The organism is Bacillus sp. ISL-41 (assembly GCF_018613235.1).
Classification (GTDB): domain Bacteria; phylum Bacillota; class Bacilli; order Bacillales; family Cytobacillaceae; genus Mesobacillus.
The window spans coordinates 56,893-77,436 of record NZ_JAGGQP010000052.1 but is presented as its reverse complement, the minus strand read 5'-3'; the positions used below and the strand labels follow the sequence as shown (position 1 = coordinate 77,436).

Sequence of the window (20,544 nt, the reverse complement as noted above, 5' to 3'; positions counted from 1 at the left end):
CTTATGCAGGGATATCGGTCCTTATAAGGGTACAATTAGGATAGAATCGTACCCTTATGCAGGGATATCGGTCCTTATAAGGGTACAATTAGGATAGAATCGTACCCTAATGCAAGGATATCGGTCCCTATAAGGGTACAATTAGGATAGAACCGTACCCTTATGCAGGGATATCGGTCCTTATAAGGGTACAATTAAGGACGAATCGTAACCTTATACAGGGATTTTGAACCTCATAAGGCACTTATAAACTCTAAACACCTTATCATACATAGTACACGCATTTAAAATATGAATTAGTAGGTGGGTCATTATAACTTCAATTTTTTCAGTACGATTCTTTCGATTGTTTTCCAAGGGAGATAGTTTTTTAATTGAATCATGGTCCTGACACCTTTTCCAATAGGATACCTAAGGTTTGGTTGGCTTTCATTTGAAGCAATCATCGCTGCAAGCCGGGCAACATCGAGTGGATCTCCATAAGAATCTTGCCCTGCTGTTAAATTTTTCATTATAGAATCCTTCAGCAACTCATATGGCGACTCATTGGGCATTGATACATTTTCGATACTTTTCCAAATATTTGTCCTGTAGGAACCCGGCTCGATAAGGACGACCTCAATCCCAAAAGGCTTGAGTTCGAGCCTTAAGCTTTCACTGTATCCTTCAAGAGCATGTTTCGATGCAACGTAGGCAGACAGTCCAGGGAATCCAAACCGCCCGCTTATACTGCTCATATTTATGATTTTTCCTGATCTCTGTTTGCGCATGAAAGGTAGGATAGCCTGGGTGACAGCAATAACGCCAAAAAAGTTCGTTTCGAATTGATTGCGATACTCTTCCACTGACAATTCCTCGCAAAAGCCGCCCTGTGCATAACCAGCATTATTTACTAATAAGTCAACAGAAACAAGGGATTCTACAAAAATTTTTAATTCTTCGATTGATTGTTGCTGTGTTACATCCAGTGGAAAAACAGTAATTTTATCTGTCACGCTTTCAGCAGCGGCCAGTCTCAGTAAAGTGTCTTGTTTTTTGAGGTTCCGCATTGTGGCGATCACGTTATAACCTGTTTTAGCCAATTCGATGGCGATCAGTTCACCAAAACCGCTCGAACAGCCTGTCACAATAGCAGTCTTCATAATATATCACCCACTTCATCATCTTCTTTTTTACAATTTTACAGGTAAAAGATTATTTTGAACATAAACCAATGTATCTTTCTGGGAATCATGGAAAAAATCTAATACTGTGGATTTTCCATGAAAAGGAGCATGCATATGACGAAGGAAGACACACTTAAGATCCTGAATCTGATTGAAAATGTTTATCCGCTTGTAACAATGAAAAGTGAAACGGTTCTAAGGTGGATGGCTCAATGTGAGTCGATGGACTACAGCCTGTTATTAAAGAACCTTGCTCTGCATATGAGGAAGCAACCATATCCTCCTGCATTGAATGAGCTTTTAGCGAATGCAAATATTGAAGTCACAAAATTCCATTGGTTGGACGAATATTCAATTAGGCCACAAAAGTGCTCGGAAATTTAGGGTTTTACGTGTAACACAGTGAATTATTGGTTTTAAAAATGAAATTGGAGGGTAATTTTTCAGGTGAAAAAAGGATGCATGATTGAAGGAGGTTTTAGCTATTTTTAAAAAAGTCGCCGATATTTAGGAAGTTATTTACTCGTCGCTAAAAAATATTAACAAATATTATTACCTGGTCATAAAAATAAACCTTGGTATATCAAGGTTTTGAGGGAGAGTTTAATTGACACATGACATTTATCATGTGTCATATATGACACCTGCTACTGCACAGAATCATTTCCCTTATTTATAATTTGGTTAACTAACAAATCCGAAAGGGGAATTTATATCAAGATGGCAACTCACAATGCAAAAGAACTTAGAAAACAGGTCGCCCCTTATGAAAGTTCAAACACTAAAGATAGTATCATTCAAATAATCAATACGGTCGTTCCATTTTTGGTTTTATGGTTTCTGGCCTATCAAAGCCTTGAGATTTCGTATTTACTAACACTTGGGATCGCTGTTCTCGCCGCTGGTTTCATGATCAGGATCTTTATCATCTTCCATGACTGTACTCACCACTCATTCTTCAAAAACCGTACAGCCAATAAAGCGGTAGGTACGCTGACTGGAGTTCTGACTTTGTTCCCTTATAGCCAGTGGGGGCATGAGCATGCTGTCCACCACGCAACAAGCAGCAACTTGGACAAGCGTGGGACAGGCGACATATGGGTACTGACAGTTGATGAATACATGGCTGCCCCGATGTGGAAGAAGGTTGCATACAGATTGTACCGCAATCCATTTGTAATGTTCGTATTGGGCCCGATTTATATTGTTTTAATCACGAACCGTTTCAACAGGAAAGGTGCGAGGATGAAGGAGCGCTTGAACACCTATCTAACGAATGTGTTAATCTTTGGAATTTCTGGTCTTATGATATGGGCTATTGGATGGAAAGCATTCATAATGGTAGAAGGTCCAATCTTCTTTATTGCTGGAATGTTTGGCATATGGCTTTTCTATGTACAGCATACATTTGAAGATTCATATTTCGAAGGTGATAAGGATTGGGAATACGTGCGGGCTGCTGTCGAAGGAAGCTCATATTACCAGCTGCCTAAAGTGCTTCAGTGGATTACTGGTAACATTGGCTACCATCACGTGCACCATTTAAGTCCTAGGGTTCCAAACTATAAGCTGGAAGAGGTCCACAAGAATACTAAGCCTTTGCAGAATGTGCCAACAATAACACTTTCTACAAGCTTGACTTCACTGAAATTCCGCTTATGGGATGAACGGAAAAAGCAATTTATAAGTTTCAAGGAAATGAAAGCATATAAGCGAAACAGAAAATTGTCACCTCAGACTAAGCCTGAACTATAAACTAAACTCCCCTTAATCAGGACGTATGCTTTCCTGAAATAAGGGGAGTAATTTTTTGTAAGCTGACATATTTTTCTTGTGATAATACTCTTTTCGTAAAACTGCCTATGTTAAAATAAAAGCAGTTATGAATGAAGCTGAGGTTCTGATATGATAAAAAAGTTTTTCAATTCACTTAAAAGCACTGGGATTTCACCATACATATGGACCATCCTTGGCATATTGCCTTTTTATTTCATATGGCAGCTGCCAACAACGGTTGGCAAAGTAGTCGGCATCATCCTGACTCTTTTGTTTTTTCTTGTATACTGGGTGGCCTTTGTGTCAAAGGGCTGGACAGTATATCTATGGACTTGCATTTTAATAGGTATTTCCATAGCGTCAGCAAGTCTGTTCAGTTACGTATATTTCGCTTTTTTCATTGCCTATTTTATCGGAAATATCAAAGACCGGCTGCCCTTCCTTGTTCTATATTTCATCCACCTTGTTGGGACTTCAATCGTCATTAACTTTGAAATTGTCCTTAAGGAGGACTTCTTCATAAGGCAGCTGCCTATTATTGTGATTGTGTGGATCGGTGTCATACTCCTTCCGTTCAGTATCCATAACAGAAATGAACGAGGAGAACTAGAAGAGAAGCTGGAGGATGCGAACAAGCGGATTTCAGAGTTGGTTAAAATAGAGGAGCGACAGAGGATTGCGCGTGACTTACATGATACCCTGGGCCAAAAGCTTTCCCTGATAGGACTTAAAAGTGACTTAGCACGGAAATTAATCAATAAAGATCCCGATCTGGCAAAAGAAGAATTGAAGGATGTCCAGCAGACAGCGAGAACCGCACTTAATGAAGTAAGAAAAATGGTTGCCGAAATGAGGGGCATCCGGGTCCGCGACGAATTAATACATGTCAGCCAAATGCTAAAGGCTGCTGAGATCAAGTTTATCGGGGATGAAGAAGAATTCAATCTCAACAATGTGTCCTTGCTGTCAGAGAATATCCTGAGCATGTGTTTAAAGGAAGCAGTTACGAACGTAGTAAAGCATAGTAAAGCATCAACCTGCAGCATCTCCATAAAGCAAACAGAGAAGGAGTTGGTTGCGGAAGTTAGCGATAATGGTGTCGGAAATATCACAGATGAGGACATGTATAAAGGCAGTGGACTTCATGGGATGAGAGAACGCCTTGAGTTCGTGAATGGAACCCTCGATATATATTCTAAGGGCGGTACGACCCTCTTGATTAAGATACCAAAAGTACTAAAACAAACTGGCAGGGAGGACCTGATATGATTCGGATTGTCATTGCAGAGGATCAGCGCATGCTGCTGGGGGCATTAGGCTCCCTGTTGAGTCTTGAGGATGATATGGAAGTGGTGGGCAAGGCGAGCAATGGAGAGGAAGCTGTCGCGCTGGCAAAAGAGCTTAGCCCGGATGTATGCGTCATGGATATTGAAATGCCTGGAAAAACTGGACTGGAAGCAGCGGAAGAATTGAAAGGGCTGGGATGCAAGGTGATCATCCTGACGACGTTTGCCCGTTCAGGGTATTTCCAGCGCGCCTTAAAAGCAGGGGTGAGTGGCTATTTGCTGAAGGATAGTCCGTCTGAGGAGCTTGCAAGCTCGATCCGCAGCGTGATGGGCGGTAGACGCGTATACGCACCAGAACTCATGGACGATGTATACAGTGAGGAAAATCCACTGACTGAACGTGAAATGGAAGTGCTTGAGCTTGTTGCAGATGGGAAAAATACAAAGGAAATCGCAGGACAGCTCAGTATAACGACCGGCACAGTGAGGAATTATATCTCAACGATCCTGGATAAGCTTCAAGTCACCAACAGGATTGAAGCAATCACCCAATCAAAGGAAAAAGGGTGGTTTAAGTAATGAAAAGAGCCTGAAATCAGGCTCTTTTATTTATAAAATACCTTATCAATATTATACTTGGCTTTAAGTACGTTGATTGCATAGGTTTCATAAATTTCTCTGTCAATAGGATCCACGACGGTAATGACAGCAATCTTGTTGACTTCATGACGATGGTTTTTAATAGGGGAAACATTGTCCTCGAAATGTTTTTTTACTCGAGGCCTAAGCTTACGCGCTTTCCCCACGAACATCAATTCATCGTCTGCGTCGAAGAACATGATGATTCCGCCTTTATCCCTTGGGATACGGTGGTAATCTGTAAAACCATATTCACTGCTGATGACCGCTTCAACCTTTTCACCTAATTGCTTGCTTCGTGTAATGACTACGTCTGGTGCTGGCAGTTCAATCTTAATCACTTATAATCACTTCCTATTCTTCAATTAGTAAATCGTACCACAGGCAAAAGTGAAAATCCACATATTATTATTTTACCCAATCAGAACGAGCCTGACCCGTTAAGCGGCAGGAAAAAACCGCTTAGGGCAGGCTCGGTTAAAGTTACAGTTCTTCCTTCCTAGTGATGGCGTATAGTTTTTTCTCATTTTTACATTTTGTCCAGAAGATGATATAGCAGAAAACTATTCATAAAAATATGAATAAGCTACACTTGATATTTTCCTTCGCAAAAAGCAATAATGAGAAGGATGGCTGGTCAAAAACCAGCCTATTAAAGAAAGCAGGGATTGAATTTGAATCAATTTAGATCTTTAGGCATATCAGAACTACTTGCAGAAACGCTCAGCCAACAGGGGATTTCGGAGCCTACAACAATCCAGGAAAAAGCAATACCTTTATTGCTTGATGGCAAGGATGTCATTGCACAATCCCAGACAGGCACAGGGAAAACCTTTGCCTTTGTGCTGCCGATTCTAGAGAAAATCGATATCGAGAAACCAAATATACAGGCATTGATTGTCACCCCTACTAGAGAGCTTGCATTGCAGATTACCCACGAAATCAAAAAACTAATTGAAGGTTATGAAGGTATAAATGTTCTTGCTGTATATGGAGGTCAGGATGTCGAATCACAGCTGAAAAAGCTAAAGAAAAACATCCATATTGTTATTGGGACTCCCGGAAGATTACTTGACCATATCCGCAGGGAAACGGTTGATTTTTCAAATGCAGCTTTTCTCGTACTGGACGAAGCGGATCAAATGCTTCACATTGGTTTCCTGAACGAGGTTGAAGAAATCATCAAACAAACGCCCAAAACAAGGCAAACCTTACTATTTTCAGCGACAATGCCAGATGAAATCAAAAGGCTCGCTAAACAACATATGTACAAGCCGGAATATCTCCAGGTCGAGAAAACCCAGGCACCGCTGGAAAACATAAAACAAATTGCCATTAGTACGACAGACAGGGCAAAACAAAATGATTTAATAGAGTCACTTAGACTGTATCAGCCATTTTTAGGAGTCATTTTTTGCAGGACAAAAAGAAGGGTCAGCAAGTTGAATGACGCATTGAAAGCCAACCATTTTAATTGTGATGAGCTGCATGGAGACCTCTCCCAGGCGAAAAGGGAGCAGGTGATGAAAAAGTTCCGTGAGGCAAAGATCCAGTATCTGATCGCTACTGATGTAGCCGCAAGAGGGCTTGATGTAGAAGGTGTTACACATGTTTTTAATTATGACATCCCGCTGGATACTGAAAGCTACATCCATCGGATCGGCCGTACTGGCAGGGCAGGCAGTGAAGGACTGGCTCTAACATTTTATTCACCAAAAGACAGACCTTTGTTGGACCAGATTGAAACAGAGCTCAATTTAAGAATAGAAAAGAAAAACTTGGGGAACGCCAAAAGAGGTGAATCCCAAAGTGATGATTACAGTGCCGGCAGCAAAAGCAAACAAAGGTCTGGTGATTACAAGGGAAAGAATACCAGATCGAGAAGACGGGACGATAAAAAACCTGAAAGGGATCACCGTGGTGAAAAAATAAATAAAGAGACAGTTTCCCGCAGAGGGACAGAAGATAGACGTGAAGTTCGCTACGGCGAAAAGGACCGTAGGGATAGGGATAAGCCATCAACAAGGCGTGAACGAAGAAACTCTACTGAAGGACATCAATCGAATCCTCCTCGTTCAGAAGGAAGAAGAATGGAAAAAACTACAACGCGTGCAGGCAAAGAAACAGCCAGAAGAAATAGTAGTGAAAGACCAAACCGGGAATTACAAGGCAGAGATAGTCGGAACTCAAGCTCTCCTGGAGGTCGAACAGCCAAAAGAGGCGGATCAAGCAACCGCAGGAGCAGGTAGAAGACATCAAAAATAGACCGCAGATGCGGTCTATTTTTTTAGTGGCCCAGTACTCACGACAAAGGCGCTTGCGCCTAATTAATGTTGTTTATTTGGCAGTTTGTCACTAGGATTTTCTTTTCCCTGCCGCTTTCTATTCTGTTCATCTTTCCTCTGTTTATCGTGGAGCTTCTGTACAAATTCGTGGGTATTTTCCATAGATGTACCTCCTGTTATAATGGCTCGTCGTTACTTTTTCCTATACCGAATCAAATCATTCATGAAATAGTATGCAGATAGGGTAATATAAGAGAAGTAAATGATCATGTTCAGGAGTGAAAGTCTTGCAATTAAAAGATATTTATGGAAATCTTCCACAGCTTGAAACGGAGCGTCTGGTGTTAAGAAAAATCAAATATGAGGATATTGATGATATACATACTTATGCTTCCAACCCTGAGGTATCAAAATATGTTTTCTGGGGGGCACATGAGACAAGAGCGGCGACAGAGGAATATGTAAAGATGATCCTTGCTCTGTATGAAGAAGGGAAAATTGCTCCCTGGGGCATTCATTTTAAAGAGGACAACAAACTGATTGGCACGGTGGATTTTGTTTCATGGCAGCCGCAGCATAAGACTGCCGAGATTGGTTACGCACTTTCCGTTGACTATTGGGGAAGAGGTATTGCTACAGAGGCTGCTAAAGAACTCATCAGGTTTGGAATGAAAGAAATGGATTTGGTCAGGATTCAGGCGAAAAGCCTTGTAGCAAATATTGGTTCTGAGCGTGTAATGGAAAAGGCCGGAATGAAATTCGAAGGCATTCTAAGGAATTTCATATTTGTCAAAGGAGCTCATTATGACGTGAAGATGTACTCCATCATAAAAGAGGACACTCAAATTTGAGCATCTTTAGCTATTGGTGAAAATGTATACTTTGGCATTTTCTGGCCTGTTGAATTTCGGGCCTGAAAACCCTCTTTTCAATAACTCCTTCCTCATGAACATCATGATTCCCCCGTGGCCAACAATTAAAATATCTTGATCGTGAGCGATCACTTCATCCAAAACCCTGTTAATCCTCGTTACAACTTCTTTTTTACTCTCCTGCTGTGATTTGTGTCCGAAATACCAGGCAATCCGGATTAAAGCTACATGAAGCCAGAGTGGCAGGCGAAATTCGGTTTTGATGACCGGGTAAAGAGACATCTCCCGCAGGTCCTCCAAAAACATGATATCTCCATTAAACGCTCTGGTTGCAGTAATTTTCGCTCTGTCTAGATCACTTGAATAGCATTTTACCCATTTATGCTCATGATGATCAATTTCAACTTCCTCGATTCGAGACTGATTGTACTCCTGCTGCCAAACAAGAAGCTCCTGGGAGGTGACAAGTTTATTTGGATACCCTAAACTCACTTTAAAATGGCGTAACAATCCTATTTTCATCATTATCATCCTAATCAATATAGTATTGTTACTAATTCACCAAATGATTCGAAAAATCCTTCTTGAATTATCTGTGTTAGTTCGAGCGAAATGAGGAACTTTAAAAGCAGGAGGTGTCTACATTGCCAAGAGGAAAAGAGCTTGAACAGCTGCCAATGGCTAACACTTTGCCAGGTATGGGGGAAGATTACAGTAAATTTGACCGAGACGTATTAACCGGTATTACTACCGATGTAAGACCAATGCCGGCAAAAGTAAAGGAAGAAAATCAACAGAAAAACTAAGTGAACTTGAAGGCTTTGTCCTTCAAGTTTTTTATGTTAGGTCAATCTATGAACTTTTTACCCAATTGGCTTGATATTCAGCGGAAAGGGTAATATTATAAAAAAAGAAACGTAAACGTTTACGTAAAGGGTTTGATTGTTAATGAGTTATACAATAAAAGACGTAGCAAAACTTGCAAATGTCTCGATTGCGACCGTATCAAGGGTTCTCAATGGGCAGAGCGGCTTTTCAAAAGTGACTGAAGAAAAAGTCCTTAACGCCATTAAAGAGCTTGGATATCAGCCAAATGCATTTGCCCGTAGTTTAATCAGTAAAAAATCTAATACTGTAGGAATTTTATTTCCTGAAGTTTCGAGCCAATTTTCTTCAAAAATCCTTCGCGGTGTGGAAGAAGCAGCCCACCATCATGGGTCGAGTGTCATTGTGTGCAATACGGCATCACATGGACAGAGAACGATGAAATATTTACAGCTTTTAACCGAGAAAAGAGTAGATGGTATCCTGTTTGTCAGTGAAATCATTACGGAGGAGTATTATAACACTCTAGAATCAATGCAAATACCAGTCGTCCTGATCTCGACTGAATCTTATCAATATCCTTTGCCTTTCGTAAAGGTTGATGATAAGCACGCAGCTTTCACTGCTACTGATTATCTAGTGAAAATGGGGCATAGTAAAATTGGTATGCTCAGCGGGAATAAAGAGGATATCATAGCTGGCCAGCCGCGCATAGATGGTTATAAGCAAGCGATAGCGTCAAAAGGACATGACATAAACGATAAAAATATAATTTATTCACAAGGATTTTCGTTTAAAGATGGTTTTAATGGATTGCCAAAGCTCCTTGAGCAGTCCCCCGATTTGACTGCTGTTTTTGCAGCCAGTGACGCATTGGCCCTGGGTGCTATATCTTCTGCATATAAACTTGGAGTTAAAATACCAGACGATCTTTCTATTATTGGCTACGATAACTTGCCGATTGCGGAAATGGCGATACCACCGCTTACAACCGTAGCTCAGCCTTTGGAAGAAATGGGAATGGTAGCGGCAGAAATGCTTTTTACGATGATGGAGCAAGGAAAAAGGGTTGAGAGCAGAATAATGCCTCACTCAGTAGTTGAGCGGGAAAGTGTTAAGAGAATTATATTCACCTGATACGTAAACGTTTACCAAGGTTAGTACTCTGAATTAATTGTTGCTTTTGAAACTCATCCTATCTTCTCCATACTTCTAGTTCTCATTGAGACTCTAATGAAGCGTGTCAAGAATAGAGGAAAAAAATAATATTCGTCATAGCAACTAAGTTTACGATAAGAGCCTACTATATAATAGAAACTAATTTGGAGTGATTTTCATGAAAAAGCATTGGTGGAAGGAATCAGTCATTTATCAAATATACCCTAGAAGCTTCATGGATTCCAATGGTGATGGTATTGGAGATATCCCTGGCATAATTTCGAAACTTGATTATTTAAAAGATCTGGGAGTAGATGTGATCTGGCTTTCTCCAGTATACAAGTCTCCTAATGATGATAATGGATATGATATCAGTGATTATCGGGAAATCATGGATGACTTCGGAACGATGGCAGACTGGGAGCTTTTATTAAAAGAGATGCATGACAGAGGAATGAAGCTGATCATGGACCTGGTCGTTAACCATAGCTCTGATGAACATCAATGGTTTGTTGAATCCAGAAAATCGAAAGATAATCCTTATCGGGATTATTATATTTGGAGACCTGGTAAAGATGGCAAGGAACCGAATAACTGGCAATCCACCTTCAGCGGTTCAGCATGGCAGTACGATGAAAATACTGATGAGTATTACTTGCATATCTTTAGTAAAAAGCAGCCTGATTTAAACTGGGAAAACCCAAAACTTCGCCAGGAAGTATATGATTTGATGAAATTCTGGCTGGACAAAGGGATTGATGGATTCAGGATGGATGTCATCAATTTCATCTCTAAAGTAGATGGCCTTCCTGATGCGCCAAATCTTCATGGGAAGAAATATGTGTCTGGAAGCAGACATTTTATGAACGGACCGAAAATACATGACTACCTTCAAGAAATGCACAGAGAGGCTCTTGCTGATTATAATGTGATGACCGTTGGTGAAATGCCTGGTGTGAATGTTGAGCAAGCCAAGCTTTACACAGATGAATCCAGAAACGAAGTGAATATGGTATTCCAATTCGAGCACGTGGACCTGGATTCTGGCCCGGGCGGGAAATGGGACCTTAAGCCTCTTGAGCTTACTGACCTAAAGAATAACTTTACAAAATGGCAAACAGGTCTCGAGGAAATCGGTTGGAACAGCCTTTACCTGAACAATCATGACCAGCCGCGAATGGTTTCGAGGTTCGGGAATGACCAGCAATACAGAAGTGAATCTGCTAAGATGCTGGCTACATTCCTCCATATGCTAAAAGGAACGCCATACATTTATCAGGGCGAAGAAATCGGGATGACCAACGTCCGTTTTGATTCTATCGGTGATTATAAAGATATAGAAACACTTAATATGTATAATGAAAAAGTAAACCAAAATGGGGAAGATCCAGCGAAAGTAATGGAGTCCATCTATGTAAAAGGAAGAGACAATGCACGTACTCCTTTCCAGTGGGATGAAAGCGAGCATGGAGGATTTACTGCAGGCACCCCATGGATACAGGTTAATCCAAACTATACCGAGATTAATGCCAGGCAGGCAGTTGCTGATGAAAATTCCATTTACCACTATTATCGGAAGCTAATCCAACTAAGGAAAGAGCATTCGATAATTGTCCATGGCAGATACGACATCCTGGTTCCTGAGGATGAGAGTATTTATGTTTATACAAGAACACTCGAGTCTCAAAAATTACTTGTTCTATTGAATTTCACTGATGAGGAGCAAGGATTTGCAGTACCTGTTGAGCTGCAAGGAAAGAAAAATGAAATCCTGATCTCAAATTACGAAGCAGGCGAAGGGTACGGTTCTGTAATATCCTTGAGGCCATATGAAGCAATCGTATATCTGATCGAGGGTTAAACAAAGAAAAAAGGCTGCAAAATTTGCAGCCTTTTTAATTAGTTCTATTTCCCCGACGATCAGTTGAATGAATTCATCGAAGTCTTCTTAAGGAATGGAACAAAAACAATGTACTTCATTCCTTATTTTTTTATTTCCCACTTCTTAACTAAAGCAAGGAAGTTTGAACGATATTTTCTCATGATTGTATAAATGATATAGTAAACGAACATCCCGAAAAGAATGATATTTATGATCATGCCAATGAAAAAGACAGCCCCTAAATGGATTCCGGCATCTAAACCATGAGTAGGCATACCCGCTGCTGAGGGGAAGATCCCATAAGGAAACAGGGTCTCACCAACAAGTACATTCAAATAAAATAAAAATGGGAAAAGCCAGATGAGTGCGACACCGCTAATGAATCCAGCTACCGGATTTCCTTTAAAGAGTTTGGCACCAACGGTCGAGAGAATAGGGCCCATTCCGAATGAAGGGATAAAGTGGATTAAAAATCCCAGGGTAAACCCCAAAGACACATTATGTGCGTTCTCTTTGATTCTGAATAATTTTATAAGAAGGAATTTAAATCTGCGCAAGTTTGTATTGATCATAATTCACCAGCCCCAAATTAGTATACAATTTGATGAATCATTTTAATAGCCTTTTTGACATATTTATTCCAAAGCGGTACGATATACGATTTTCGGAGAGGATTTTTTCTTGTTAACCTCTATCCAGAAGGAGAAAAAATGATATAGTTAAACTATATTTTCGGCGATTCTCTAATAAAATAAACATGATTATTAGGTGGCTGGGGTAAAAATAGGCATAAGCAAAATATGAAAAAGGTTCGGAGAGTGATGACAACTGATGCGGTTTACAAAAATGATCCCCAATATGTTCACACTTGGGAATCTGTATTGTGGTTTTCTATCAATCGGATTTGCGGCAAATGGCCAATTTAACAATGCAGCCATTTTAATTTTGATCGGCATGATGCTGGACAGCATGGACGGAAGACTGGCGAGGATGCTTAAAGCGGACAGCCAGCTCGGCAAAGAATTAGACTCACTTGCGGATATTGTTACATTCGGGGTAGCACCGTCTTTTCTGGTTTACTATACATACTTCTATCAATTTGGACTGTGGGGTTTATTGGTAGCAGGGCTTTTCCCTTTATTCGGTGCTTATCGCCTGGCAAGGTTCAATATCAGTACCGATAAATCATCGCTTAATTACTTTATTGGTGTTCCTATTACTGCTGCGGGCGGAATCATGGCGATCCTTACTTTATTTGGAGACTTGATCCCTAATATCGTCACTACTGTCGTCTTTACGGCATTGAGCTTCCTGATGGTGAGCAGAATAAGAATTCCAAGCTTTAAGGAAGTACCGCTCCCGAAATATGGAACAATCGTGACAATTTTCCTTGGTTCTTTGCTGTTCGTTATCTGGAAAGGGACCTACAGCCAATTCCCATACTTAATATATATTGCAACACCACTATATGTTGCGTATTTGGCCTATCGTTTCGTGAAGGGGAAAAATAAAAATAATATTGATTAGCATACAAAAAGCCTTTGCTGTCCAGCAAAGGCTTTTTTATACGGTGTTATTAATCTCTTGACGAGTCGTTTAAAGCGCGGGAAACATCTTCTTTCATCTCGCCAGCTGTTTCTTTTAGTTTTCCTTTTCCTTTATCAAGGCGGCCTTCTGCTTCCATCGATTCATTGTCGGTAAGCTTTCCGAATTGCTTTTTAGCTTCACCTTTTACCTGGTCAAATGCGCCTTTTGTTTGTTTGTCATTCATGATTATGGCCTCCTTTATTTGAGTTGAGTATATTCTTTTATACCCTGAACTAATCAACGCAAACTTTCAGAGCGTTGAGAGGCGTAAATCTAAATCTAAATGACTTTAATAGTCTATCCATCATCAAGAGAATGGCGGATAGAAATGGATAGGAAAGAAAAAACAGCCGAAATGCAGCCTAAAGTCGACATACGTGGCAAGGTTGCAGGCCACGATTATTTAACTATTTCAACATGGTCTCCCGTTCGCAAACCTGCTGCGTTCGCTTCATCTGTATCAATGTGCATATCGAGAGCGTAGGAATCTCTTACCCTTATGAGAACCTGATTGAAGGTTAAGCTTCTTTCTCCGTTACATTTAACACTTACATACTCTCCATCTTTCACATTAAACTTGGAAGCGTCTCCAGTTGTCATATGTATATGCCGTTCCGCAATAATGACGCCTTCCTGTATTTCCAGTTCTCCTTTTGGCCCGACAAGTTTTATACCCGGAGTTCCTTCGATATTCCCTGAAGCCCTTAATGGTGCTTTTACACCAAGCGAATAGGAATCAGTCCTGGAAATTTCAAGCTGGGTGAACTTTCTCAGAGGACCAAGTATCCTGACCTCCGGAAATTGTCCTTTTGGACCAAGGACCCTAACTGTTTCATTGGCTGCAAATTCCCCCGGCTGTGAAAGCTCTTTAGCTGTCGTGAGCTGATATCCTTTACCAAAAAGCTGATTTAAATCCTCTCTTTTCAAATGAATATGCCGGTTTGATACACCGATTGGAATCATACAATCTCTCCTTTTAACTTTTGTTTGTTTTCTCTCTGTTTCGTAAATTTTGTTGCTTCGCCTTGCATTTTCAAAAACAGTTCGGCAGATCAAAGAAGCGGGAACTGTATTTATCCTAAAAGCAAGAAATGAAGCGAAATCTGCCTTTGTTTTAAATTAGTTTACCCTGCGTTCTGCAATAAACACTCTTTTCAAGGAAATTAAAATTACTTTATGAAGCAATTTTAATTGCTTTTTAAAGTAAAGTAAATTACTATCAAAAGTAAGGAGGTGGAATTAATGGAAAATATTAGATTGAATGTAGCGTTACTTAGAAAAAAGGTTCCAAATTTGACGTCAGCAGCTAAGTCAGTTGGCCTTAGACCTGCAACCGTTTCGAATTTATCTACCGGTAAAATACCGGTCGGGAGGGCAGAGGTACGGACAATAGTAGCTCTTGCAGAACTTGCTGGCTGCAGTTTGGATGAACTGATTTTAAGAGGGGAGAGTGTGGAAATGATAGAAACTGGCATAAAAACTTTGGATCTATTTGCCCCAATTTCAAAAGGGGGAACCGTTGGGCTCGTTGCAAGGCCGGGGATGGGGCAGTTAGTGGTGCTCGCAGAAATGTTATATCGAATGAAACGAGAAGGGTATGTGACCATCCTCATTAAACCTTCAGGGAATCACCCTGAGTTAGAAGATGTTCTGGAAGACGTTGATTATGTTACAAACAATATTGAAGAGACATTTAAGATCATGCTTAGAGAAGGTATAGAAAAAGATTATGCATTTACAGTCGACAGGTCTTATGTCATATCAGGCGAGATGTTCACTTTGCAGGAAACCTTTGATGACAAAGGAGTCAGCAGTGTAACTACTTTCCTGATAGACTTAAAAGGTGAGACTGTCGATGAGGACCTTCCGTATGGGCCACTTGATACTTTGTGGCAATTTGATGCGGATCTTGCAGCTCGCCATAAGTACCCTGCAGTCAACCCAATCTACTCCACTTCCTCCATCTTAGAAGGGTCCTATTTAGACCCTGTACATCACAGCATTCAACAGAGAGCTCAAAAGCTTTTACGCAGGTATAGAGAATTGCGTTCGATTGTCAATGTCCATGGTATCGGGCGCCTGCCAGCCTCAGAATCGCAAATTTATCAGCAGGGGGAGAAATTGGAAGCCTATCTGACTCAGCCATTCTTTGTTGCCGAAGCTTTTACTGGCAAGAAGGGAGAGTTTGTAAAGCTCCAGGACACCTTGAATGATGTTAAAAAAATTCTTGATAATCCTTCGAGTATAGCAAGTGCAGATACACTCAATTTTATTGGAAATTTAAAGTGATATATCAGCCCAGTCAGGTGACTGGGCTATTTTCACTCCATTTTCTTTTGAATAATACATTATGAATCAGTCAACCTTAAAAGAGATATTCAATCACGAAAGGTGGAAGGTTCTGTATGAACAGGAACAAAAAGCATTATTTGCCGTTTTTCGTCCTCCTTTTCATCCACTCTTCTTTATTGATCTATACTTTTTATAAGAGAAAAGACCGCAAGCTGCTGTTCATTACTCTTTTATCCGGTATGGGCATTTGTTTTATTTTTGAATACTTTATTTTAAGTCATTTGAAAGCTTATCGTTACAAGCCGAAGTTGTTCAAGAATAAGGATTTGGATAATTTTTTTGGTGCGATTATGTCCCAGGCTGTATTTGTTCCCTTTACCGCTATTTTCCTTACAGCTTTTAAAGTTGGATGGAAGGGCAAGTTCTTATTCGCTATGTTTTTCGGACTGGTTGAGAAGCTTTTCTTGTTTATGGGAATTCATAAAAATAATTGGTGGAAGACGAGATATACGGTGACTCTCATTCCTATATTCTTTTACATCATTGATTTTTGGTATCAACAGCTTAGGCTTGGGACACCTATTTTTCATTTCAGCTCACTATTCCTTGGCGTGCTGGTCAATGGGCTGAACTTGATGTATTCTTTGTCGATATTCAGGAAATTTAGATTTGGTCTGGAAAAATGGCATAGTTGGGAAGAACATTTTAAAATAGCACCAATCTATTCGTTTATTTTATCTGCGGCAACAACATTGATCATTAAGGATAACAGCGGCTGGAAAGGGATATGCCGATCTTTTGGTTTTACACAGATTATGGATATAATGGTTTTACGAACAGGGATTGCGAAACAAAATTTCCGACATTTTGTTATCAATAATGCAATCCATTTTTCGATGATTTTTTGGGCTGTTTTATTAAAAAGGTGGATTTATAAAGATGTGCCAAAGCAAAATGAGAAAGCGAATATCGAGGAAATCAAAAGAGCCAGCATATAATGTACATGTTCTCCAGGATTAGTTTTTAACTTATGGAGTTCATTACATAATGCTGGCTCTTTTATCTCTAGTAGCGGCCCACCTGCAACTGCTTGTAAACTTCTTCGCGCACTTCCTGCAAAGTGTCACGATGGAGCAGCTTACTGGTGCTGATTCTTAAATATGTGTGTTCATCAATGGTGCCTTCCTGCTGCAATTTATCAAGATGTGGCAGACGAAAGCTGCCAATTGGCAAATAGGCAATGTACAACTTTGTCCCATGTTGCTTTAATGAGATTTTGATTCCTTTTAAAAGAGGAAAAAAATAAGATGAATAATCTTGTTCAATAACCAAATCTTCCTTCAACGCATCCTTGATATATGGCAATGTAGTGGGCAGTGAGATAAAGTAGATCATTTGATCATAGGAATAATGCAGGTCTGAAACCTTGAATCCATAATGTGCGGTTACCCGTTTGGAATAATATTTCTGCGATAGATTGTACAATGGCCTGCTAGTCAAAGCGGAAACCAAGAAAAAGAATAGGGATGCCAGAATCAATGCCAGTTCAATCAATGCTCACGAACTCCTTAAAAGAAACTACTGTATTTTTGCCTGCATTTTTAGCTTTGTAAAGGGCCTGGTCGGCGGCTTCAATTAACTCATTTTTACTTTTAATGGCAGAATGGTCTGTACAAGCTGTTCCAACACTCACAGTTAAAGTGCCATTGGGCTGAGCTTTTTCCCCGGGAAAGCTTGTCTTTTCAACGTTCAAACGAATGGTTTCAGCAATAATTTCAGCTTGTTCCAAATTGGTTCCGGAAAGAAGGACAACAAATTCTTCTCCGCCAAAACGGAAGGAAAAATCTCCTGGTCTTAATGAACCCTCAATTACTCTCGCCAGCTTCATCAAGACTTCATTTCCAAGCAGGTGACCATTTTTATCATTGAAAACTTTAAAGAAGTCGATATCAAATATGATTAACGAAAGGGGAACTGCCCCTTCTCCTTCAATCGGAAAATGTTCATTAAGAATTGTCTGGAATGCCCGCTGGTTAAGAAGACCGGTCAACCCGTCCCGCAAAGCCATTTCCTCGATCTGCTCATAGAGATTCGCATGATCAAGTGCAATCGCCGCCTGGTTAGCCAAAGGGAGGATATCTTCTGTATTCATCAATGTAATAGGTCTCTTATTAACAATATTATCAATAAGAAGGATCCCAATATTCTTTCCCTGGTTAATCAGCGGAATCACTGCAAACTCCTCAGTTTGGAACAATTCAAAGATTAAAACTTGTGAGGTATCCTCTTTCTGGATGCCCTTGACTATAACTGGTTTTTGCCTTGACAGCGCTAATCCGAACACATTATGTTCATCAATTGGGATTTCCAATGAACGCAAAAGAGCATTCAGTTCCGGGTCGGTAAAGTTGCTGTCAAAATTGTGTTCAATTAAATCGCTGAGCTTTAACCTGTTTTCTGAAATCTTTTCCCAAACTTCATAGCCTTTCCTCACATCCATAGGGCCAACACCTACGATCCCTTTAAGCGACTTTTCCTCATTAGAAGCAAGGAAAATCATTGCTCTGTTAAAGCCAAGGCCATGACCGGCGGTAACAGATGTCAGGATTACTTTTAAAAGTAAATCCTGCTGCAGGGTGCGCTGCATCGTTGTACTCACTTCTCGAAAGACTTGTAAATGCTTTGATTGCTCCATAAGCATATTGAGCCAGCGATTATGATCTTTTTTCTTATTCAGTAAATATTGTGAGATAAAGCCGGAAATCGTCCCGATTAGCAAATATACCGGCAAAAGAACTAAAGCAGCTCCTTCTGTTTGTAAAAAAACGAGAAGCATGCTGAATATGGCTGCTAAAATACCTCCTTTTAATTTAAAGGAATAACCGGCTGTCGCGATAAATAATAAGATACTCCATTTTAAATGATCAATTCCATTCAGATAAACAGAAAGCTCAATAACGATCAATGATGAGACAGAGAAGAGCAATTGATTCAGAAAAGCGCTTACATGGAATCTGATTAAATTGACTGTCAGTGATACGCTAACAGCCGCAATGATTAATATTATAATAGCATCCAGCTTGCTCACTCCTAATTTGAATCCTATATCCATTTTACTATTTTTTTGAAAAAATCATAGACTGTTTTATCTGTGGCAGGAATAAAATCATCCATGCTATTGATTATAAAAGGGGAAAAGTTCAAATAGTAACTAAATAAAATTTGGCCGGTTATGGAAAGATAAATGTATCATCAGTATATTGAGGTGTGTAGATGGAGGACAAGACAAAAATCCGGCTGACTGCCGCAGAAATGTCTAGTTTGTGGACACAATATATAAACGATACAGTCTCAGTTTGTGTATTAAGCTATTTTATGAACAGCGTAGACGACAAAAAGGTTAAAGAAATTGTTGAGTTTGCTATTGGCGCATCACAAAAAAATATCTCTCTTTTAAAGGAGATATTCGATCGTGAAGACTTTCCCTGCCCAGTTGGTTTCACTAAGAAAGATGTGAATATCCACGCACCACGGCTTTTCTCAGATACTTTTGTCTTGATGTATCTCAGACATATGTCGATACTCGGAATGACAGCAAATTGTGCGGCAATTGGCCTTGGAACTCGCTCGGATGTGATATCGCTGCATAAAAGTGTTTTGAAATCTGCGGCCGGTCTCCAGGATTCGACGAGGGAGTTAATGCTGGAACAAGGGACTTATATCAGGCCGCCTTATATTTCAGTTCCGGATAAGGTTGACTTTGTTGAGAAACAAAAATTCCTTTCCGGAATCAAAAGCAGGAGACGTGCACTGACCTCAGTTGAAATCACTCATTTATTTATGAATATACAAACAAACCAAATAGGGAAAGCATTAATCATGGGATTCATGCAAGTGGCGCAGGACAAAGAGGTCAAGGCATATTTGCAGAGAGGGAAGAAAATCGCTCAAAAACATGTCGACTTGTTTAGTGACATCCTCAAGAACAATGATATTCCAGCTCCAATGTTTTGGGATGCCGCTGTAACAGACAGTACAACTCAGGTTTTTTCAGATAAGCTCATCTTATTTCATATTTCCGCCATGATTGCCGCAGGGATTGGGAACTATGGAGCCGCCATGGCTGCAAGTCCGCGAAAGGATATAGGGATGAAATATGCTTCGCTGATTCCTGAGATAGCCCTGTATGCAGAGGATGGGGCCAATATTATGATCCAAAATTCTTGGCTGGAGGAACCACCAATGGCTGACGATCGGAATCAGCTGTCTGGATTGAATTAAATATGAGGATGTCCCTTTGATGGCTTAGGGACATCCTCTTATTTTTTTGCGGTGAATACACATTTAGTTTCAACTATCTGTTTCAGGCTTAATGACCATATCCACCTTGGATAGATACTATTTCGCATTTTGTAAATCAGGAAATTTTACCGGCGTATTTACCGATGAATTATCCCGGTATGAACGGTATGCAATCACAGTGTGATTATGTGAATGCACATCAAGCTGTAGAATTTTTTCGTTTTTTAATTCTAGATAGTATCTCATCTCACCCTGGGTGAGTTCATAAAATGATATCGTAAACCCTAAGTATTCTTTCCTTACAACCTTTGCATCCGGATGACTGCTGATGTAATCTGCTATTTGCTGGACTGACGCTGAGGATGTACCCGTGATGGAATATAGGGTTTCCTTGGCGTGGCCAAATGCATGATTGAGAGTTGTTTTTGCTTTATTTAGCAAGTGGTTAAAAGATAGGTTCAATTTCATACCTCC

Annotated in this window: 23 protein-coding genes; 13 read left to right on the top strand and 10 right to left on the bottom strand. The window is 40.2% G+C overall.

The features are described 5' to 3' along the window. Positions 1-311 precede the first annotated feature (311 nt). Positions 312-1,142, bottom strand: coding sequence for an SDR family oxidoreductase (locus J7I80_RS22390; RefSeq protein WP_214741554.1), 831 nt, complete (start codon positions 1,140-1,142; stop codon positions 312-314). A gap of 138 nt (positions 1,143-1,280) precedes the next feature. Here J7I80_RS22390 and J7I80_RS22385 point away from each other — a divergent pair, with 138 nt between their 5' ends. From J7I80_RS22385 to J7I80_RS22370, 4 genes are all read left to right on the top strand, one after another. Continuing rightward, complete coding sequence (locus tag J7I80_RS22385; protein ID WP_214741552.1) at positions 1,281-1,550, top strand: hypothetical protein; 270 nt, start codon at positions 1,281-1,283, stop codon at positions 1,548-1,550. Positions 1,551-1,886: 336 nt separating this feature from the next. Beyond that, positions 1,887-2,921 (top strand): Delta(5) desaturase DesA, encoded by a 1,035-nt coding sequence (gene desA / locus J7I80_RS22380; protein ID WP_214741550.1) that lies wholly within the window; start codon positions 1,887-1,889, stop codon positions 2,919-2,921. 150 nt (positions 2,922-3,071) lie between these two features. Beyond that, a complete protein-coding gene (locus J7I80_RS22375) occupies positions 3,072-4,211 on the top strand; it encodes a sensor histidine kinase (protein ID WP_214741548.1) in 1,140 nt (379 codons plus the stop codon). Continuing rightward, entirely contained in the window at positions 4,208-4,807 is a 600-nt protein-coding gene (locus tag J7I80_RS22370; protein WP_192471573.1) for a response regulator transcription factor, read from the top strand. Before J7I80_RS22375 ends, J7I80_RS22370 begins: the two co-directional genes overlap by 4 nt. A gap of 26 nt (positions 4,808-4,833) precedes the next feature. Here the strand turns inward: J7I80_RS22370 and J7I80_RS22365 are convergent, their stop codons facing one another. Continuing rightward, positions 4,834-5,208, bottom strand: a complete 375-nt coding sequence (locus tag J7I80_RS22365; protein ID WP_023614140.1) for a nucleotide excision repair endonuclease — start codon at positions 5,206-5,208, stop codon at positions 4,834-4,836. Between the two features lie 333 nt (positions 5,209-5,541). On the opposite strand from J7I80_RS22365, the gene J7I80_RS22360 reads away from it, so the two are divergent. Further along, positions 5,542-7,116, top strand: a complete 1,575-nt coding sequence (locus J7I80_RS22360) for a DEAD/DEAH box helicase (protein WP_214741543.1) — start codon at positions 5,542-5,544, stop codon at positions 7,114-7,116. A 78-nt stretch (positions 7,117-7,194) separates the two neighbouring features. Here the strand turns inward: J7I80_RS22360 and J7I80_RS22355 are convergent, their stop codons facing one another. After that, positions 7,195-7,314, bottom strand: coding sequence for a DUF4023 domain-containing protein (locus tag J7I80_RS22355; protein ID WP_041965366.1), 120 nt, complete (start codon positions 7,312-7,314; stop codon positions 7,195-7,197). A 125-nt stretch (positions 7,315-7,439) separates the two neighbouring features. Here J7I80_RS22355 and J7I80_RS22350 point away from each other — a divergent pair, with 125 nt between their 5' ends. Then, the gene (locus tag J7I80_RS22350; protein ID WP_214741541.1) at positions 7,440-8,003 is read left to right on the top strand and encodes a GNAT family N-acetyltransferase; all 564 of its coding nucleotides are present in this window, start codon (positions 7,440-7,442) and stop codon (positions 8,001-8,003) included. 6 nt (positions 8,004-8,009) lie between these two features. On the opposite strand, the gene J7I80_RS22345 is transcribed toward J7I80_RS22350, so the two are convergent. Continuing rightward, entirely contained in the window at positions 8,010-8,546 is a 537-nt protein-coding gene (locus J7I80_RS22345) for a histidine phosphatase family protein (RefSeq protein WP_214741539.1), read from the bottom strand. 122 nt (positions 8,547-8,668) lie between these two features. Between J7I80_RS22345 and J7I80_RS22340 the strand changes: the two genes are divergently transcribed. From J7I80_RS22340 to J7I80_RS22330, 3 genes are all read left to right on the top strand, one after another. Further along, entirely contained in the window at positions 8,669-8,830 is a 162-nt protein-coding gene (locus J7I80_RS22340; RefSeq protein WP_214741537.1) for a hypothetical protein, read from the top strand. Positions 8,831-8,972: 142 nt separating this feature from the next. Beyond that, on the top strand, positions 8,973-9,986 hold the full coding sequence (locus J7I80_RS22335; protein WP_214741535.1) for a LacI family DNA-binding transcriptional regulator: 1,014 nt from the start codon (positions 8,973-8,975) through the stop codon (positions 9,984-9,986). A 199-nt stretch (positions 9,987-10,185) separates the two neighbouring features. Further along, entirely contained in the window at positions 10,186-11,868 is a 1,683-nt protein-coding gene (locus J7I80_RS22330; protein ID WP_214741533.1) for a glycoside hydrolase family 13 protein, read from the top strand. Positions 11,869-11,990: 122 nt separating this feature from the next. On the opposite strand, the gene J7I80_RS22325 is transcribed toward J7I80_RS22330, so the two are convergent. Then, positions 11,991-12,461, bottom strand: coding sequence for a DUF2062 domain-containing protein (locus tag J7I80_RS22325; protein WP_192471566.1), 471 nt, complete (start codon positions 12,459-12,461; stop codon positions 11,991-11,993). A 259-nt stretch (positions 12,462-12,720) separates the two neighbouring features. Between J7I80_RS22325 and pssA the strand changes: the two genes are divergently transcribed. Beyond that, on the top strand, positions 12,721-13,416 hold the full coding sequence (gene pssA / locus J7I80_RS22320; RefSeq protein WP_192471565.1) for a CDP-diacylglycerol--serine O-phosphatidyltransferase: 696 nt from the start codon (positions 12,721-12,723) through the stop codon (positions 13,414-13,416). A 49-nt stretch (positions 13,417-13,465) separates the two neighbouring features. On the opposite strand, the gene J7I80_RS22315 is transcribed toward pssA, so the two are convergent. Both J7I80_RS22315 and J7I80_RS22310 read right to left on the bottom strand, forming a co-directional pair. Then, positions 13,466-13,660, bottom strand: coding sequence for a CsbD family protein (locus J7I80_RS22315; RefSeq protein WP_214741531.1), 195 nt, complete (start codon positions 13,658-13,660; stop codon positions 13,466-13,468). 215 nt (positions 13,661-13,875) lie between these two features. Then, entirely contained in the window at positions 13,876-14,439 is a 564-nt protein-coding gene (locus J7I80_RS22310) for a phosphate propanoyltransferase (protein WP_214741529.1), read from the bottom strand. Between the two features lie 279 nt (positions 14,440-14,718). On the opposite strand from J7I80_RS22310, the gene J7I80_RS22305 reads away from it, so the two are divergent. Both J7I80_RS22305 and J7I80_RS22300 read left to right on the top strand, forming a co-directional pair. Then, a complete protein-coding gene (locus tag J7I80_RS22305) occupies positions 14,719-15,765 on the top strand; it encodes an ATP synthase beta subunit C-terminal domain-containing protein (RefSeq protein ID WP_214741527.1) in 1,047 nt (348 codons plus the stop codon). Between the two features lie 116 nt (positions 15,766-15,881). Next, positions 15,882-16,766 (top strand): hypothetical protein, encoded by an 885-nt coding sequence (locus J7I80_RS22300; RefSeq protein WP_214741525.1) that lies wholly within the window; start codon positions 15,882-15,884, stop codon positions 16,764-16,766. A 67-nt stretch (positions 16,767-16,833) separates the two neighbouring features. Here J7I80_RS22300 and J7I80_RS22295 read toward each other — a convergent pair whose 3' ends face one another. Together J7I80_RS22295 and J7I80_RS22290 are read right to left on the bottom strand one after the other, a co-directional pair. After that, positions 16,834-17,322: a hypothetical protein gene (locus tag J7I80_RS22295; RefSeq protein ID WP_214741522.1), complete on the bottom strand. Its 489-nt coding sequence runs from the start codon at positions 17,320-17,322 to the stop codon at positions 16,834-16,836. Then, a complete protein-coding gene (locus J7I80_RS22290) occupies positions 17,315-18,856 on the bottom strand; it encodes a GGDEF domain-containing protein (protein ID WP_214741520.1) in 1,542 nt (513 codons plus the stop codon). Before J7I80_RS22290 ends, J7I80_RS22295 begins: the two co-directional genes overlap by 8 nt. A gap of 185 nt (positions 18,857-19,041) precedes the next feature. Here J7I80_RS22290 and J7I80_RS22285 point away from each other — a divergent pair, with 185 nt between their 5' ends. Continuing rightward, positions 19,042-20,049 carry a DUF3231 family protein gene (locus J7I80_RS22285; RefSeq protein WP_214741518.1) on the top strand — a complete coding sequence of 336 codons (1,008 nt, stop codon included), beginning with the start codon at positions 19,042-19,044 and terminating at the stop codon, positions 20,047-20,049. Between the two features lie 117 nt (positions 20,050-20,166). Here the strand turns inward: J7I80_RS22285 and J7I80_RS22280 are convergent, their stop codons facing one another. Next, on the bottom strand, positions 20,167-20,532 hold the full coding sequence (locus J7I80_RS22280) for a hypothetical protein (RefSeq protein WP_214741517.1): 366 nt from the start codon (positions 20,530-20,532) through the stop codon (positions 20,167-20,169). Between the last annotated feature and the right edge of the window lie 12 nt (positions 20,533-20,544).